At 72.1% G+C, this 16,615-nt stretch carries 12 protein-coding genes; 4 read left to right on the top strand and 8 right to left on the bottom strand.

All coding sequences use genetic code 11. The features are described from left to right. Nucleotides 1-48 precede the first annotated feature (48 nt). The 3 genes from ACGF5T_RS13320 to pepN form a co-directional block, all read right to left on the bottom strand. A complete protein-coding gene (locus ACGF5T_RS13320; protein ID WP_366768564.1) occupies nt 49-3,342 on the bottom strand; it encodes a S8 family serine peptidase in 3,294 nt (1,097 codons plus the stop codon). A 304-nt stretch (nt 3,343-3,646) separates the two neighbouring features. Beyond that, entirely contained in the window at nt 3,647-4,720 is a 1,074-nt protein-coding gene (locus ACGF5T_RS13315; RefSeq protein ID WP_356603429.1) for a hypothetical protein, read from the bottom strand. Between the two features lie 283 nt (nt 4,721-5,003). Further along, on the bottom strand, nt 5,004-7,634 hold the full coding sequence (pepN, locus tag ACGF5T_RS13310) for an aminopeptidase N (protein ID WP_356603427.1): 2,631 nt from the start codon (nt 7,632-7,634) through the stop codon (nt 5,004-5,006). Between the two features lie 144 nt (nt 7,635-7,778). Here pepN and ACGF5T_RS13305 point away from each other — a divergent pair, with 144 nt between their 5' ends. Further along, nucleotides 7,779-8,417, top strand: a complete 639-nt coding sequence (locus ACGF5T_RS13305) for a DsbA family protein (RefSeq protein ID WP_356603425.1) — start codon at nt 7,779-7,781, stop codon at nt 8,415-8,417. Here ACGF5T_RS13305 and ACGF5T_RS13300 read toward each other — a convergent pair. From ACGF5T_RS13300 to ACGF5T_RS13290, 3 genes are all read right to left on the bottom strand, one after another. After that, nucleotides 8,404-8,625, bottom strand: a complete 222-nt coding sequence (locus ACGF5T_RS13300) for a hypothetical protein (RefSeq protein ID WP_148663811.1) — start codon at nt 8,623-8,625, stop codon at nt 8,404-8,406. The two genes, ACGF5T_RS13305 and ACGF5T_RS13300, sit on opposite strands and share 14 nt — an antisense overlap. 233 nt (nt 8,626-8,858) lie before the next feature. After that, a complete protein-coding gene (locus ACGF5T_RS13295) occupies nt 8,859-9,500 on the bottom strand; it encodes a superoxide dismutase (RefSeq protein ID WP_356603423.1) in 642 nt (213 codons plus the stop codon). A gap of 166 nt (nt 9,501-9,666) precedes the next feature. Next, a complete protein-coding gene (locus ACGF5T_RS13290) occupies nt 9,667-11,046 on the bottom strand; it encodes an amino acid permease (RefSeq protein WP_361016466.1) in 1,380 nt (459 codons plus the stop codon). 379 nt (nt 11,047-11,425) lie between these two features. On the opposite strand from ACGF5T_RS13290, the gene ACGF5T_RS13285 reads away from it, so the two are divergent. Next, entirely contained in the window at nt 11,426-12,007 is a 582-nt protein-coding gene (locus tag ACGF5T_RS13285; RefSeq protein ID WP_356603419.1) for a biotin transporter BioY, read from the top strand. 92 nt (nt 12,008-12,099) lie between these two features. Here the strand turns inward: ACGF5T_RS13285 and ACGF5T_RS13280 are convergent, their stop codons facing one another. After that, nucleotides 12,100-13,542 carry an amino acid permease gene (locus ACGF5T_RS13280; RefSeq protein ID WP_366767807.1) on the bottom strand — a complete coding sequence of 481 codons (1,443 nt, stop codon included), beginning with the start codon at nt 13,540-13,542 and terminating at the stop codon, nt 12,100-12,102. Between the two features lie 206 nt (nt 13,543-13,748). Here ACGF5T_RS13280 and ACGF5T_RS13275 point away from each other — a divergent pair, with 206 nt between their 5' ends. Beyond that, complete coding sequence (locus tag ACGF5T_RS13275) at nt 13,749-14,234, top strand: ribose-5-phosphate isomerase (RefSeq protein WP_356603415.1); 486 nt, start codon at nt 13,749-13,751, stop codon at nt 14,232-14,234. A gap of 218 nt (nt 14,235-14,452) precedes the next feature. Then, nucleotides 14,453-15,289 (top strand): DNA-formamidopyrimidine glycosylase family protein, encoded by an 837-nt coding sequence (locus tag ACGF5T_RS13270; protein ID WP_366767806.1) that lies wholly within the window; start codon nt 14,453-14,455, stop codon nt 15,287-15,289. A gap of 68 nt (nt 15,290-15,357) precedes the next feature. Here the strand turns inward: ACGF5T_RS13270 and ACGF5T_RS13265 are convergent, their stop codons facing one another. Continuing rightward, entirely contained in the window at nt 15,358-16,605 is a 1,248-nt protein-coding gene (locus ACGF5T_RS13265) for a GNAT family N-acetyltransferase (protein WP_366767805.1), read from the bottom strand. Nucleotides 16,606-16,615 lie beyond the last annotated feature (10 nt).

Below are 16,615 nucleotides of genomic sequence, written 5' to 3'. Positions count from 1 at the left end.
AGGGCGGGCGCCCCGCGGAGCGCCCGCCCTCCAGGGTGTCGTGCCGGACTACGGCACGACCTTCCCGATCCGCACACTGCCGAGGCCCGCGGCCGTGCCGTGGGCGTTCACCAGCTGGACCCGGCCGAAGAACTCCCGGCCCTCGGGGGCCGCGGCCAGCGCCGTGACGCTGCCGGTGACCGTCGCCGAGGCGCCCGTGCCGAGCTTCACCGGCGCCGAGCCGTCCACCGCGACCGAGCCGAGGGAGGCGGCGAAGTACACGTCCCGGTAGTCGTACTCCGTGGTGCCCGACGGCACCGCGTAGCCGACGACCTCGACGGTGTAGGCGCCGGCGGCCGGCTTCGGCAGGGAGACCGTCTCCTCCGAGTCGCCGTCGGCGGACTGCCCGACGACGTTGCCGTCCTTGTCGTAGACCGTCAGGTCCAGGTCGGCGGCCGCGTCGGAGACGCCGCCGATGGCCACGTCCAGCGACTCGGCGCCCTCGGGCACCTGGACCGTGGAGGTCCGCTTCTCACCCTGCCGGATCGCCGGACGGGTCGTCTCGGCCGAGCCCAGCGGCCCGCCGGTGAGCTTGCCCTCGATCGGGGCGAAGCGGTTGGTCACCTTCCAGGAGGCGTCGGCCGGGATGCCGGCCTTCGCCTCGGGCACGGTCACGACCTCCGGGTCGAAGCCGGCGCCGAGGACGGCGACGTCCAGCTCGTATGGGTTGTCCAGCAGCGGCGAGGTGCGCCGCGACTCGACCTCGATCTCCCAGACGCCGGGCTGCGGGTCGGCGTACGCGCGCACGTCGGGCCGGCAGCCGTTGCCGTCGAGGTAGTTGTTGTAGCAGTACGGCGTGGAGGTGTTGTCGACCGGGACGCCGTAGGGGTGGAGGGCGATGAACCGGGTCTGGCTGCCGCTCCTCAGCCCGCTCAACGCCACCTCCAGCGCCTGCGCGCCCTCGGGGACGGTCACGAAGTACGACTGGGTGCTGTTGCGCTGCACGGAGTCGCGCGCGGAGAAGTCGTAGGCGAGCGGGGCCGAGGCGACGACCGTGGTCAGGACCAGCTTGTCGGTGCCCTCGGTGCGCGGGTCGTCGACCTCCAGGACCGCGCTCTTGATCCCCTCGGAGCGGGGCGCGGCCTCCACCCGGACGGTCACCGGCTCGTTCAGCGGCAGCTTCACCACGTCCGGGCCGACGATCCGGAAGGTGCGCCCGGCGTTGTTCTCGAAGTGCAGCTCGTGCCGGATCGCCCGGTCGGCGCCGGAGCTACGGGTCAGCGTGATGTCGTACGTCTTCTTCCCGCCGGCCTTCAGGCCGCCCTCGCGGTCGTAGAGGCCGGTGCCGCGGCCGGGGGTCTTCAGGAACTGGTCGATCGCGGTGTCGACCGGCGCCTGGACCGTGTACTCGTGGGCGGTGGCGCCCTCGCGGATCGCGCGCCAGGCGTCGGGGACGTTGATCAGGCCCGCGCCCTGCTCGTAGGCCTGTGCTCCCGCGATGCGGTCGGCGGTGGAGGTCAGCGCGGTGCGCAGCTTCGCCGGGGTGAGGTCGACGCCGGCCTGCTTCGCGGCCGACAGGAGCAGCGCGGAGGCGCCGGCGGCCTGCGGAGAGGCCATCGAGGTGCCCTGGAGCATGCCGTAGCCGGCGGGCAGGTCGTAACCCGCCTCGGCGACCGGGGCGCCGGGCGCCCAGGTCTGGATGGTGTTCACCGCGGCGCCGGGCGCGGTCAGCGTCGGCGTGAAGCCGCCGTCCTCACGCGGGCCGCGCGAGGAGAACGGCATCATCGCGTACTTCTTGCTCACCACGGAGCCGTAGTTGGCGGCCCAGGTCTCGCGGGAGATGGACGCGCCGACCGAGATCACCTTGTCCGCGAGGGCCGGGTCGCCGATGGTGTTGGCGCCGGGGCCGGAGTTGCCCGCGGAGATCACCAGCTGGACGCCGTGGGTGTCGATGAGCCGCGTGTACAGCAGGGCGCGTGCGTTGGCGCCGTCGTTGAGGGCGGGCAGGCCGCCGATCGACATGTTGACGATGTCGACGCCCCGGTTGACGACGAGGTCGATCATGCCCTCGGTGAGCGCGACGTTGGTGCAGCCGCCGCTCCAGGTGCAGGCGCGCGAGGAGACGATCTTCGCACCGGGGGCCGCGCCGTTCATCCGCCCGCCGAAGAGGCCGTTGGCGGCGGTGAGGCCGGCCACGTGGGAGCCGTGCGAGCCCTCGATGACGCCGATGTTGACGAAGTCGGCCTTGTCCCCGGCCGCGTTGCGGACGACGTCCTCGCGGATCTCGACGACGAAGGGCTGGCGCTCCGCCACGTCCGTCGCCGGGTCGTCGGTGCCGAAGTACCCGACCTGGAAGCCGTCCTTGTAGGGCTTCATGGGGGTGTCGTCGGCGAAGTCGTGGTTGTCGTTCAGGTCGACGCGGACGGTGCCGGCCGCCTTGTCGTACAGCACGCCCCAGGAGTCGGTGGTGTCGCCGTCCCGGTTGGCGTCGCCCGCGGCGTCACCGCCGGTGGTGTACGACTCCAGGAAGGTGCTGACCCGGTACGAGCCCGCCGGGGCCGTCCAGGTCTCCCCGCCGTAGGTGAAGGTCGGGCCGGAGACGGGGGTGTCCATCGGGCGCCAGGTCCGGTCGCCGTCCACGACCGGGTCGGTCGCGGTCACCCAGTCGACGATCTTGCGCTCACCGGTGGTGGTCCGCTGGAGCGCCGGGTGGCCGAGGTCGACGCCCGAGTCGAGGACGCCGATGGTGATGCCGCGGCCGTCCGCCTTCGGGTTCTTCTTCACGAAGTCGACGGCGCCCGTCTCGAAGGACGGGTTGTACGGGTTCTCGGCGGGCGTCCTGCGGTCCGGCGCGGGGTAGGAGCGGCCCTGGTGCGGGGCGCCCTTCGCCGTGTCCGCGCTCGGCGTCGGGTCGTCCAGCGGGATCTCGTCCCGCAGGTCGATGCCCTGCACGGAGGAGAGCTTCGCGGCGGCGGCGATGGCCGCGTCCGCCTTCCCGGTGGGCACGGTGGCGCGGACGTAGCCCAGCGCGTCGTAGGTGCGGCCGACGGAGCCGCCGCCGACCGCGTCGAGCTCCTGCGCCACCTGCTCGGTCCGGCCCGGTGCGGTGGCCACCATCATGGTGACGTTCTTCGTGCCCTCGGCCTTCGCCTCGGCGAGCAGGTCCGCGTCGGCGGAACCGAGCTTGTCGTGCGCCGACTTGACAGAGGCGTCGACCGGCGGGGCGGCGCCCGGACCGTCGGCTGCGAGAGCCACGGGTATCGGTCCGACGGCACAGAGCGCGGCGACGAGGCCCGTGGCCACGGCCAGGCGGGCCGCGCGTCTCGCGCCCGTTATCGGTGCGCGCTGGGGGGTGTGGGTCATCGGCATCCCTTGTAGGTAAAGGAACGTGCGTGGACGACCGGGGCCGATCGGTGCTGGCCGCGGGCAGTCCGGAATACGATCCCGGACGACCGCTCAGCTTTACGCAAGGGATCACTCTTTGGGGAGAGTTGTCCGGGACGGGGCGAAGTCATGGCGTACTTCCGCCATGCGCCACCGGGGACGTAAGGGGTGCCCTGTGACATTCCCGTCGCGGCGCGCGCTGCCGGGCCGCGTGCGTGAGGAGGGGCCGCCGGAGTTCCGGCGGCCCCTCCTCTCCCCTCCTGGCGACCGCCCCGGTCCGTCACTACCGGGGCAGCACCACGACGTACGCGGCGGGTTCCCTGTCCGCGGCCGCCATCAACGCGGTCCGTACGACGGTCGCCTGGTGCTCCGGGCTGTCCCGCAGCTTGCGCGGCGTCAGGTGCACGACCGTGACGCCCAGTCGTTCCAGGTGCTCGCGCTTGCGGGCGTGTTCGGCCCACTCGGCGTCGTCGTCCTGCTGCCGGTGGGCGCGGGTGTCCAGCTCCAGCGCCACCGAGTGCTCGGGCCAGTAGGCGTCCACCCCGCCGAGGTGGGGGCCGCCGGGCAGCCGCAGGTCGACGTTCCACACCGGTTCCGGCAGACCGTGCTCGCGCACCATCCGGTACAGGCGCTGCTCCGCGAGGGTCCGCCCCTCGGCGACCAGCGAGTCGACGGCGTCCACCACGTGCGGACGGCTCAGCAGCCGGGCCCGGTTCAGTTCCCGTACCACCGCCGCCGGTTCGCAGTGCCCGCCGCGCACCGCCTCCGTCAGCAGCAGGCGGACGACGCCCGCGTCCGACAGTCCCGCCACCGCGTCGGCCAGCGCCCGCGCCACCGGAGCCACCGGCACCCCGGTGATCTGCTCGGCGGTGGGCAGCGCCGTGGTCCGGACGATGCGGGCGCAGCCCGTCGTGCGCAGCCGGCGCAGCCTCGGCACCAGGACGTCGATGGCGTCCAGGGACGGCAGCGGGGGAGCGGCGCGGAAGCCGTGCAGCGTCAGCGCGGCCAGACCCGTGATCATCGCCTCCGCGTAACCCGGGACGGGCCGCCCGGTCCCGCCCGGCTGCACCGGCACGGAGGCCGGGACGCCGGCGGGGGAGCCGGCGGCCGCCGCGGTGCGCTCCCGCGCCGCGTACATCAGCACCGCGTGCAGGCGCTCCTCGCTGGTCGGCGGGCCCGGGTGGAGCAGGACGACGTGGGGGAGGAGCTGCTGCCACGGCCCGCCGGGACGGCACTGTTCGTCGGTCTCGGCGGCGGAGACACCGTGCGCCCGCAACTGAGTGACCGTCATCAGGCGGCGCCGGCCTTCGGCGAGGTGGTGGAGCGGGCGGGGGGAGAGCGGGGTGTTGTGCGTCATGACCGGGACCTTCCCGCACCCGATCCGGCCCTTAACCGCTGTTACAAGCCCATCGCACAATCCGGACAAGGCCGCCCTAAAGGACGGGTGTTCGGATGCCGAGAACCCCTGGTCCGTCGCCGTGCGGACCAGGGGTTACGGCTGCTGGTGACCGAATTCCGTAACGATGACGGAGCGCCCAATCGTTGGCCAAAGATAGGCCCGGGTTCATCGGTTCCGGTTCATCGGTCCGGCATCAGCGGCTCAGCAGCTCAGCAGCTCAGCAGCTCGGCAGCTCAGCGGTTCAGCGGCCCGCCGCCGCGTCGCACTCCTGGCCCCGCAGTGCCCGCGCCAGGTCGTCCCGCGCCTCCAGCACCAGCCGGCGCAGCGCGGGCGCGGCGTCCTCGTGCGCGGACAGCCACGCGTCCGTCGCGTCCAGGGTGTCCCGGGAGTCCCGCAGGGACGGGAACAGCCCCCGCACCACGTCCATCCCGATCTGGATCGACCGCTCGGCCCAGATCCGCTCGATCGCCGCGAAGTACTTCTCGGCGTACGGCGCGAGCAGCTCCCGCTGCGAGGGCTGCGCGAAGCCCGCGATGGTCGCCTCCACCAGCGCGTTCGACAGCGCGTCCGACTCCACCACCTGCGCCCAGGCCTGCGCCTTCACCGCCGCCGAGGGACGGGCCGCCAGGCAGCGCACCTGGTGCCGCTTGCCGGAGGCGGTGTCGTCCCGGGCCAGCTCGGCGGCGAGCACGCCCTCGTCGGCGTGGCCGTGCGCGGCGAGCGGCTGCAGGAACGCCCAGCGCAGCTCCTGGTCCACGTCCAGGCCGTCGACCTTCTCGGTCCCGTCCAACAGGCCGCGCAGCAACCGCAGTCCGGCCTCGTCGCCGGCCACCGCCGCGAAGAACCGCGCCCACGCCAGCTGCTGCTCGCCGCCCGGCGCGGCCTCCCGCAGCTCCCGCAGCGCGCCCTCGCCGAGCAGCCGCCCGCCGGTCTCCCGCCACTCGGGGGCCGCGTAGTGCACGAGCGCCGAGTGCGCCCAGGCGTGCAGCATCTGGAGGACCCCGATGTCCGACTCGCGCCCCGCGAAGCGCAGCACCAGGCCGGTGAAGTCCCGCGCCGGCAGCAGCGCGTCCCGCGTCATGTTCCACAGCGCCGACCAGCACAGGGCACGGGCCAGCGGGTCGGTCAGCGCGCCCAGGTGCTCGCGCAGCGTGGCCAGCGAGGTCTCGTCGAAGCGGGTCTTGCAGTACGTCAGGTCGTCGTCGTTGACCAGGACCAGCTCGGGCGCCTCGGCGCCGGCCAGCTCCGCCACCACCGTGCGCGGCCCGTCGACGTCCACCTCGGCGCGCGCGTACCGCTCCAGGGCGCCCTCGCCGGTGCGCCGGTACAGGCCCACCGCCACCCGGTGCGGGCGCAGTTCGGGATGCGTCTCGGCAGCCTCCTGCACCACCGCCAGCTCGTCCACCCGCCCGTCGGGGCTCAGCAGCACCTGCGGGGTCATCGCGTTGACGCCCGCCGTCTGGAGCCAGGACCGCGCCCAGGCGCTCATGTCCCGCCCGCTGGTCTCCTCCAGCACCGACAGCAGGTCGCCGAGGCGCGTGTTGCCGTACGCGTGCCGCTTGAAGTAGCGCCGGGCGCCCTCCAGGAAGGCGTCCTGCCCGACGTACGCCACCAGCTGCTTGAGCACGGAGGCGCCCTTGGCGTACGTGATGCCGTCGAAGTTCAGCTTGGCGTCCTCCAGGTCACGGATGTCGGCCGTGATCGGGTGGGTGGAGGGGAGCTGGTCCGCCCGGTAGGCCCAGGCCTTGCGGCGGTTGGCGAAGGTGATCCAGGCGTCCTTGAAACGGGTCGCGCCGACGTTCGCGAAGGTGCCCATGAAGTCGGCGAAGGACTCCTTGAGCCACAGGTCGTCCCACCACTCCATGGTGACCAGGTCGCCGAACCACATGTGCGCCATCTCGTGCAGGATCACGTTGGCGCGGCCCTCGTAGGACGCCCGGGTGACCTTGCCCCGGAAGATGAACTCCTCGCGGAAGGTCACCAGCCCCGGGTTCTCCATCGCGCCGAGGTTGTACTCGGGCACGAAGGCCTGGTCGTACTTGCCGAAGGGGTACGGGTAGTCGAAGTGGTCGTGGAAGAAGTCCAGGCCCTGCTTGGTGACCAGGAAGACGTCGTCGGCGTCGAAGTGCGGCGCCAGCCCCTTGCGGCACAGGGCGCCGAGCGGGATCTCCAGCCGGGTGCCGTCCTCGAAGGTCCGCTCGTAGCGGTCCGTGACGTAGTGGTACGGGCCCGCGACGACACAGGTGATGTACGTCGAGATCGGCTTCGTCTCCGCGAACCGCCACACCCCGCCCGCCGGTCGCCCACCACCACCCTTCTGCGGGAGCGCTGCGCGCCCTTCTTCCATGCGTTCCCCGGTGCCGTTGCTCCACACCGTCCACTCCTCGGGCGCCCGCACCTCGAGGCGGAAGGGTGCCTTCAGGTCCGGCTGCTCGAAGGTGGCGAAGACCCGGCGGGAGTCGGCCGGCTCGTACTGGGTGTAGAGGTAGACCTCGCCGTCCTCGGGGTCGACGAAGCGGTGCAGGCCCTCGCCGGTCCGGGAGTAGGCGCACCGCGCGTCGACGACCAGCTCGTTGTCGGCGGCCAGGTCCTCCAGGGCGATCCGGGTGCCGTCGAAGACCTCGCTCGGGTCGAGGTCGCGGCCGTTGAGGGACACGGCGGTCACGCTCGGCGCGATCAGGTCGGCGAAGCTGCTCGCGCCCGGCTCGTTGCAGCGGAAGCGGATCGTCGTCACGGAACGGAAGGTGCGCGGACCGTCACCCTCCGCGTCGCCGATGGCCGAACGCACGTCGAGGGACACGTCGTACCCGTCGACGGAGAGCAGGGCGGCCCGCTCCCGGGCCTCGTCGCGGGACAGATTCTCACCGGGCACGGGCGGCACTCCCTCGGGTGTGTTCAGTATGCGGACAGCACCGATCCTGCCATGTGGCCCTGACGGGCGGCAGCCGGGAATGGCGGGAGTGACCGGTGGGTTGGCCTGAGAAAAGCTCGGTTGCGCCACCTCCTGAGGAGAGACATGTCGGAGAAGACTCCCGTCGACTTCTGGTTCGACCCGCTGTGCCCGTGGGCCTGGATGACCTCCCGCTGGGTGCTGGAGGTGGAGAAGGTCAGGGACATCCAGGTGCGCTGGCACCTGATGAGCCTCGCCGTCCTGAACGAGGACAAGCTCGACGAGCTGCCCGAGGAGTACCGCGAGATGCTCGAGACCAAGGCCTGGGGCCCGGTCCGCGTGGTCGTCGCCGCCCAGGAGGAGCACGGCCCCGAGGTCCTCGGTGATCTCTACACCGCGCTCGGTACCCGCTTCCACAACCAGGGCGAGGGTCCGGAGAAGGAGACGGTCGCCGCCGCCCTGAAGGACGTCGGCCTGCCCGAGTCCCTCCTGGACCACTGGGACTCCACCCCGTACGAGCCGCAGCTGCGCGCTTCCCACCAGGAGGGCATCGACAAGGTCGGCCAGGAGGTCGGCACCCCGGTCATCGCCGTCCCCGGCGCCGACGGCGAGCAGGTCGCCTTCTTCGGCCCGGTCGTCACCCCCGCGCCCCGGGGCGAGGACGCCGCCCGGCTATGGGACGGCACCCTGGCCGTCGCCTCCGTCCCCGGCTTCTACGAGATCAAGCGCACCCGCACCAAGGGGCCGGACTTCAGCAACCTGTAGGCCGGAAGGAGTCCGGCAGATCGAAGCCGGACCGCCAGTTGAAGTAGGACTGCACGCGGACGCATCCCGCACGGGCGCAGCGCCGGTAGGTGCCCAGGTCGGCCCTGGGCACCTGCCCCAGGGCGTACGCCCGCTCCGCGTCGTCGAGCGGCCGGAACGCCTGGTCCGTGTCCCCGCAGTTGGGACACCGCCTGATCGGAAGACCCATGCGGGCCACTGTGGCCCGGAACCCCTCCCACCGGGAAGCCTCCGCGCGCGGGCGGTCACCTGTTCCCGCCGGCACGGCGGGCTCGCCCGCAGGCCCCGACCGCCTCCCGGCGGCCCCTTCGCGCACAGGAAGCCCCCGCGAGTCACGTCCTCGCGGGGGCTTCCCTCATTCCGCCTGCCGCCGTGAAGGGTGAGAAGACGATCACGAGGCAGGACGATCAGGGGTCGGACGGCTCAGGGGGCCAGCAGCAGCACGTCGGCGCGGGACTTGGCGGCCTCGTAGCGCTTCGCCACGTCCTGCCAGTTGACGACCGCCCACATGGCGTCGATGAAGTCGACCTTCTGGTTCTTGTACTGGAGGTAGAAGGCGTGCTCCCAGGCGTCGAAGACCAGGATCGGGACGGAGCCCTGGCCGACGTTGCCCTGGTGGTCGTAGACCTGCTCGACGATCAGGCGGCCGCTCAGCGGCTCGTAGGCCAGCACGCCCCAGCCGGAGCCCTGGGTGGTCGCGGCGGCCTTGGTGAGCTGCGCCTTGAAGCCGGCGAAGGACCCGAACGACTCGGCGATCGCGTCGGCCAGCTCGCCCACGCCGTCCTTGTCCAGCGGTTCGCCCCCGCCGTCCCCGGTCATGTTGTGCCAGTAGATCGAGTGCAGGATGTGCCCGGAGAGGTGGAAGGCCAGGTTCTTCTCCAGGCCGTTGATCGAGCCCCAGGTCTCCTTGTCCCGCGCCTCGGCGAGCTGCTCCAGCGTGTCGTTGGCGCCCTTGACGTACGCCGCGTGGTGCTTGTCGTGGTGCAGCTCGATGATCTCGGGGCTGATCACGGGGGCCAGCGCGGAGTAGTCGTACGGCAGTTCAGGAAGCGTGTAGACGGGCATGGCGGATCCCCTCAGACCTCTTATTGCACAAAGCTTGCAAGTGCACGCTAGCAGCAAGAGGGCGCCGGCGGTGGGCCGCGGGGGCGCGCGGGCGTGCCGTGGCGCACGAGAAGGGCCCCCGCCCGGATCGTCTCCGTGCGAGGGCCCCGAGTGCTCCGGGCGGCGGCTAGGCGCGCGCCCGCCGTCGCTGCCAGGCGTAGCCGGCGGCCGCCAGGACCAGCGTCATCGCGCCGGTCGAGTACAGCTGCACCCGCGTGTCCGGCTCGCGGGCCATCAGCACGAACACCGCGACCATGGCCGCCAGCGCCACCCACGTCAGCCACGGGAAGCCCCACATGCGCACGACCAGTTTTTCGGGCTCCTCCCGCTCCAGACGGCGGCGCAGCCGCAGCTGGGAGACGGCGATGAAGATCCAGACGACCAGGATGACCGCGCCGATCATGTTCAGCAGCCAGGCGAACACGTCGTCGGGCCGCCAGTAGCTGAGCAGCACGCACCCGAAGCCGAAGAGCGACGAGACGAGCACCGCGACCCGCGGCACACCGCCCGAGACCCGGCCCAGCGCCTTGGGGCCCTGGCCGCGCTCGACCAGCGAGTAGCCGATGCGCGAGGCGCCGTAGATGTTGGCGTTCATCGCGCTCAGCAGCGCGACCAGCACGACGACGTTCATGAGCTGACCGGCGCCCGGGATGCCCAGCTCGTCGAGGGCGGCGACGTACGGGCCCTTCTCCACGACCTCCGCGGAGTCCCAGGGCACCAGGGTGACGATGACCGCCATCGAGCCGATGTAGAACAGCGCGATCCGCCACATCGCGGTCCGCACGGCGCTCGCCACGCCCTTCACCGGGTTCTCCGACTCGGCCGCCGCGATGGTCACCGTCTCCAGGCCGCCGTAGGCGAACACCGAGGCGAGCAGGCCGATGATCAGACCGTTGCCGCCGTTGGGCAGGAAGTCGCTCAGGTGCGAGGTGCCGGGGGAGTCGGTACCCGGCAGGACGCCCGCGATCGCCAGCACGCCGAGAACGAGGAACAGCGAGATCGCGCCGACCTTGAGGGCGGCGAACCAGAACTCGAACTCGCCGAAGTTCTTCACCGCGGCCAGGTTCGTCCCGCAGAACACCACCATGAACAGGGCCACCCAGGCCCACTCGGGCGTGCCCGGCAGCCAGCCGTGGACGATCTGGGCGGCACCGATGCCCTCCAGGCCCACGGCCGTGCACAGCAGCACCCAGAACGCCCAGCCGGCGGTGAAGCCGGCCCACGGCCCGATCGCCCGCTCGGCGTGCGCGGAGAAGGAGCCCGAGGACGGATACGCGGCCGACATCTCGCCCAGCATCCGCATCACCAGCATCACGAGGAGACCGGAGAGGGTGTAGGCGACGACGATCGACGGCCCGGCGGCGGCGATGCCGGCCCCGGAGCCGACGAACAGCCCGGCACCGATCACGCCGCCGAGGGCGATCATCGACAGGTGGCGCTGCTTGAGGCCGTGGGAGAGCGAGGCGTCGTCGGACCGCGCCGGCGCCTCGGTGGTGCTGTTGGACATGGAGCGGCTCGTCCAATGCGTGGGGGGCAGGGAAAAAACGCCCACAGTCTCCGGCGTCGAGCCGGTCGGCGACACCGGCTGCCCACGATGCGGACGATCCCGATACGGAACGTGAGCGTCCGAATGCGAGATTCCGGTTCTGTGTGACACGCGTGACGCGCATGACGCACGTGACGCGCATGACGCGAGTGACGTGAGTGAGGCTCACCTCCCCGTCACGGTGACCGGTGTCACCCCGGACCAGGTGTAGCCCGCGCCCTTTGTCGAGAGCCCACCAAGCGCGCGACCAGCCCTTTGTCGAGCACTGCTGGTGATCGGCCCGACCGCGCTGGGATAGCGTCGCGGAGTCCCGACATGTCCACACCACCGCGGAGTCCCCATGAGCACCGCTGCCGTCCCCGCCCCCTCCCGGCAGGTCCTCGCCGACCTCGTCCCCTCCTCCCGAGTCCGCGACGTCGCGCTCGTGGCCGGCGGTGCCGTGCTCACCGGCCTCGCGGCCCAGATCGCGGTGCCCGTACCGGGCTCCCCGGTCCCGGTGACCGGCCAGACCTTCGCCGCGCTGCTCGTCGGCACCTCGCTCGGCGCACGCCGCGGCCTGCTCTCGCTCGCGCTGTACGCGCTGGTCGGCATGGCGGGCGTGCCGTGGTTCGCGGAGGGCGGCTCCGGCACCGGCGCCCCGTCCCTCGGCTACGTCCTCGGCATGCTGCTCGCCGCCACCGTCGTCGGAGCGCTGGCCCGCCGCGGCGCCGACCGCTCGATGCTGCGCATGGCCGGCACGATGCTGGTCGGCGAGGCGATCATCTACGCCGTCGGCGTCCCGTACCTGGCCCTCGCCGCGGACCTGTCCCTGAGCGCCGCGATCGCGGCCGGCCTCACGCCCTTCCTGCTCGGCGACGCCCTGAAGGCGGCCCTGGCGATGGGACTGGTGCCCACCGCCTGGAAGCTGGTCGGCAAGCGCTAGGACGCGGCGACCGCACGCCGACCGCACGCAAAAAGGGGCCGGCCCGATCGCACCGCGATCGGGCCGGCCCCTTCCTTGCGTTCCGCCGGCGGTCAGCTCCCGTCGGCGACGGCCTTGCGCGCGCCCAGCTTCTGCTTGACGACGGCGACGGCGAGCACGAGCGCCGCGACGAGCAGCGACAGCAGCACGGTCGTGCGCCCGTTGTTCTCGGTGTCGGTGAGCATGTAGCCGAGCACGAAGACGATGACGGCGGCGGCCACCCAGGTCAGGTACGGGAACAGCCACATCCGCACCACCAGCTTCTCCGGCGCCTCCGCCTGGATGATCTTCCGCATCCGCAGCTGCGAGAAGCAGATCACCAGCCACACGAAGAGCGCCACGGCCCCCGAGGAGTTGACGAGGAAGAGGAAGACGGAGTCCGGGAACTCGTAGTTGAAGAACACGGCGACGAAACCGAACACCACGGACACGAGGATCGCCGTCCGCGGCACACCGCTGCGCGTGGTCCGGGCGAAGGCCTTCGGGGCGTCACCTCGCTGACCGAGCGAGAAGGCCATGCGGGAGGCCGTGTAGAGCCCGGAGTTCAGGCAGGACAGCACGGACGTCAGCACGATGAAGTTCATGATCTGACCGGCGTTGGCGATGCCGAGCGAGTCCAGCGCGGCCACGTACGAACCCTTGTCGATGATCGACTGCGAGTCCCAGGGCAGCAGGGCGACCACGACGAAGATGGAGCCCAGGTAGAAGACGGCGATACGCCAGATGATGCTGTTGGTCGCCTTGGTGACGGCCCGCTGCGGGTCCTCGGACTCGCCGGCGGCCAGGGTGGGGATCTCGCTGCCCATGAAGGAGAAGACCACGAGCAGCACACCGGTCAGGATCGCCCCCGCCCCGTTGGGCAGGAACCCGCCGTGTTCCGTCAGATTGGCCAGCCCCGCCTGCTCGCTGTCGACACCCGGCAGCAGCCCGAAGACGGCCAGCCCGCCGACCACGATGAACGCGGCGATCGCGACGACCTTGATCCCGGCGAACCAGAACTCGAACTCGCCGTAGGAGCCGACCGAGACGAGGTTGGTGGCGGTCAGCACCACCATCACGATCAGGGCCCAGCCCCACTGGGGCACGGCCGGTATCCAGCCTTCGAGGATCTTGGCGCCGGCGGTCGCCTCCACCGCCAGCACGACGACCCAGAAGAACCAGTAGAGCCAGCCGATGGAGAACCCGGCCCAGGGCCCGAGCGCCCGGTCGGCGTGCGCGGAGAAGGAACCCGAGGTCGGGTTGGCGGCGGACATCTCGCCGAGCATCCGCATCACCAGCACCACGAGGGTGCCGACGAGCGCGTACGAAAGAAGAATGCCGGGCCCGGCGGTGGCGATACCGGTACTGGAACCCACGAACAGCCCGGCCCCGATGACACCGCCAATGGCGATCATCGAAAGGTGGCGGTTCTTGAGTCCGGCCTGGAGCCCGGTCCCGGGGTCTCCGGGGCTGCCGGGATCTTCCTCGGCCTTGGTCAGGGTCGGCTGCGAAGTCATGGGGTGGTTTTCCTTTGCGCCGGTCGAGCAGTTTCCCGTACGAGCGGTGTACGAGCCGGACCAGTGAAACGGAGGTGAACGAATTCGGGAACCTTTGATTCCGGATCGTTACTTGAGCTTTCCCTGAGCTTCCATTGTTTCACCTGGTGTATTCCGACCCGACACCCGACGCTGCTGCCCCGTGGGGCGCGTGTCACACTCGTGCCATGCGCGTGTATCTCGGCTCCGACCATGCGGGCTACGAACTCAAGAACCACCTCGTCGACTGGCTCCGGGCGGCGGGCCACGACCCCGTCGACTGCGGCCCGCACCTCTACGACGCCCAGGACGACTACCCGCCCTTCTGCCTCCGCGCCGCGGAGCGGACGGCCGCGGACCCGGGCGCCCTCGGCATCGTGATCGGCGGCTCCGGAAACGGCGAGCAGATCGCGGCGAACAAGGTGAAGGGCGTGCGTGCGTCGCTGGCCTGGAGCGAGGAGACGGCGGCCCTGGGCCGTCAGCACAACGACGCCAACGTCGTGGCCGTCGGCGCCCGCATGCACTCCCAGGAGGAGGCGACGAAGTTCGTCGAGACCTTCCTCGCCACGCCGTTCTCCGGCGACGAACGCCACATCCGCCGCATCGACATGCTCAGCTCCTACGAGACGACCGGCGACCTCCCGCCCATCCCGGCCCACCACCCGCAGCAGTAGGTCACCCCAGGTCCCGCGGCCTTCCCCCTGGCGCACGAGCACCGGGGGGGCGCCCCGGACCCGGCAGGACGGAGGGGCCCACCCCCACGACGGGCGCAGGGCCCGAGGCCGCCGCACCGACGCCCGGGCCCCTGCGGTTGCCGTCCGGTGAGCGTCGGCACGCCCGCGCGACGGCGGCCCGGTCGGAGCCCCGGGGCAGACGCAGGAAGGACCACCCCGTGCCGGAAGGCCACACGATCCACCGGCTGGCGCAGGACTACGCCGCCGCCTTCGCGGGCAGGACCGTGCGCGTCACCAGCCCCCAGGGCAAGTTCTCCGACGCCGCCGCGCTGCTCACCGGCACCGCGCTCACCCGCACCGAGGCCCACGGCAAGCACCTGTTCCTGGGCTTCCGGGACGAGGAGTGGATCCACATCCACCTCGGCCTCTTCGGCAAGGTCGCCTTCGGAGGAGCCCCCGCGCCCCCGCCCACGGACACCGTCCGCCTGCGCCTCGCCGACGACACCGCGTACGTGGACCTGCGCGGCCCCACCACCTGTGCCCTGATCACCGACGCGGAGAAGCAGGCGATACACGACCGCCTCGGCCCCGACCCCCTGCGTCCGGACGCCGACCCCGGCGCCGCGTACCGCCGTGTCTCCCGCAGCCGCACCACCGTCGCCGCCCTGCTCATGGACCAGAAGGTCATCGCCGGCGTCGGCAACGTGTACCGCGCCGAGGTCCTCTTCCGCCACGGCATCGATCCCTACCGGCCGGGCCGGGACATCACCCCCGCCGAGTGGGACGCGATCTGGCACGACCTGGCCGGCCTCATGCGGGAGGGCGTCCGGAACAACCGCATCGACACCGTCCGCCCCGAGCACACGCCCGAGGCCATGGGCCGTCCGCCCCGCGTCGACGACCACGGCGGCGAGGTCTACGTCTACCGCCGGGCACAGCAGCCCTGCCACCTCTGCGGCGACCCGGTCCGCACCGCGGACCTCGCCGCCCGCAACCTCTTCTGGTGCCCGACCTGCCAGCAGCGACCGAGCCGGGCGCACGCGCGGCGGACGTGACGCCCCGACCCGGGACCTGACGGAGCGCCCCGACACCGGACGGCCCCGTCAGACGGAGCGCCCCGCCGTCAGAACCCGTGCGGCAGCCACGGCGCCACGTCCGACCCGAACCCCACCGACGCCTCCGCCAGCGCGCCCGGCCGCACCTCCCGCACGCGGCCGGCCGCGGCCAGCGAGCCCAGGCTCACGCCGCCGAGGTAGGCCGCCCCCAACTCCCGCGCGGACAGGGCGAGATCCGCCGCGTCGGACGTACGCTCGCAGGTCGCCCCCTTCGCGTCCCCGCTGAGTCGCCAACGCCCCGCGTTCCAGGGGCAGAAGGCGTCCTCGACCTCCAGCACGACGTCCACCGGCGCCAGGTAGGTCCGCGCCGTCAGCGCCGCCGCCACGTCCACCAGCCGTACGTACAACGCGTCCCGCACCGCCGGGCGGCACCGCCTGATGTCCGACACCTGGTACTGCCACTCCTCGTCGACCGGCCGTCCCCGCACCGCCAGCGTGGAGGTCAGGTCGATGCCGAACAGGAAGCGCCACAGCGCCGCCCTGGTCGCCGGGTCCAGCCCGGCCAGCTCGCTCAGGGCCACCGTGCCCCTGGGACCCTCGTCGCCCCAGGCCGGCCGCACCCGGAACCGCGCGTACCCCGTGACCTCGCCGTCCCGCCGGGCCACCACGCACTGCAGCGGAGAGGCCCCTTCCCGCTTGCTCTCCGGGTCCAGCAGCCCCACCCGTTCCCAGCCGGGCCGGCGCGCCAGCATCCCCGGCCGCCCGGGGACCAGCCGCGCGTACACCGCCTCGCACGCTTCGAGCACCTCCGCGGGCGCCGCGTACTCCAGCCGTACGTCATCCGTGCCGTCGGGCACGGACAGCCGGACCCGGTCCGTGTCGATCTCCGCGTTGATCTGGTAGGTCGCGGCGCCGTACCCGAACCGGCCGTAGATCCCCGGTTCGGAGGCCGTCAGCACGGCCAGCGGTTCACCCCAGGACCGTACGTCGTCCAGCTGCCGCCGCATCATCGCCGTCAGCAGGCCCCGGCGCCGGTGCGTGGCGGCGACACTCACCATCGTCACGCCCGCCGCGGGCACCTCGGCCCCGCCCGGCACGGTCATCCGGAAGCCGAACGCCCCCGCCGTCCCGACACACTGCTCGCGCTCCCAGAAGCCGATGGAGCGGTCGGCCTGCGTCAGGGAGGCGTAGAGCGCCTTCTCCTCCGCCGACTCCGGCACCCCGCCGAAGGCCCGGATCAGCGTCCCGTACCACTGGCTCCACTCGTCCTGCCGCAGCACGCGCAGCTCGGTCATCACATCGCGGTCCTCGCCCATGGCTCATGCG

Source organism: Streptomyces sp. NPDC047853, assembly GCF_043204535.1.
Classification (GTDB): domain Bacteria; phylum Actinomycetota; class Actinomycetes; order Streptomycetales; family Streptomycetaceae; genus Streptomyces.
This window is presented reverse-complemented; position numbering and strand designations above follow the sequence as displayed.

Excerpts from the sequence above, each read along its gene's own strand:
- ACGF5T_RS13320 (WP_366768564.1), bottom strand. The coding sequence starts at position 3,342 with ATGACCCACACCCCCCAGCGCGCACCGATAACGGGCGCGAGACGCGCG.
- ACGF5T_RS13315 (WP_356603429.1), bottom strand. The coding sequence starts at position 4,720 with ATGACGCACAACACCCCGCTCTCCCCCCGCCCGCTCCACCACCTCGCC.
- ACGF5T_RS13305 (WP_356603425.1), top strand. The coding sequence starts at position 7,779 with ATGTCGGAGAAGACTCCCGTCGACTTCTGGTTCGACCCGCTGTGCCCG.
- ACGF5T_RS13300 (WP_148663811.1), bottom strand. The coding sequence starts at position 8,625 with ATGGGTCTTCCGATCAGGCGGTGTCCCAACTGCGGGGACACGGACCAG.
- ACGF5T_RS13295 (WP_356603423.1), bottom strand. The coding sequence starts at position 9,500 with ATGCCCGTCTACACGCTTCCTGAACTGCCGTACGACTACTCCGCGCTG.
- ACGF5T_RS13290 (WP_361016466.1), bottom strand. The coding sequence starts at position 11,046 with ATGTCCAACAGCACCACCGAGGCGCCGGCGCGGTCCGACGACGCCTCG.
- ACGF5T_RS13285 (WP_356603419.1), top strand. The coding sequence starts at position 11,426 with ATGAGCACCGCTGCCGTCCCCGCCCCCTCCCGGCAGGTCCTCGCCGAC.
- ACGF5T_RS13280 (WP_366767807.1), bottom strand. The coding sequence starts at position 13,542 with ATGACTTCGCAGCCGACCCTGACCAAGGCCGAGGAAGATCCCGGCAGC.
- ACGF5T_RS13275 (WP_356603415.1), top strand. The coding sequence starts at position 13,749 with ATGCGCGTGTATCTCGGCTCCGACCATGCGGGCTACGAACTCAAGAAC.
- ACGF5T_RS13265 (WP_366767805.1), bottom strand. The coding sequence starts at position 16,605 with ATGGGCGAGGACCGCGATGTGATGACCGAGCTGCGCGTGCTGCGGCAG.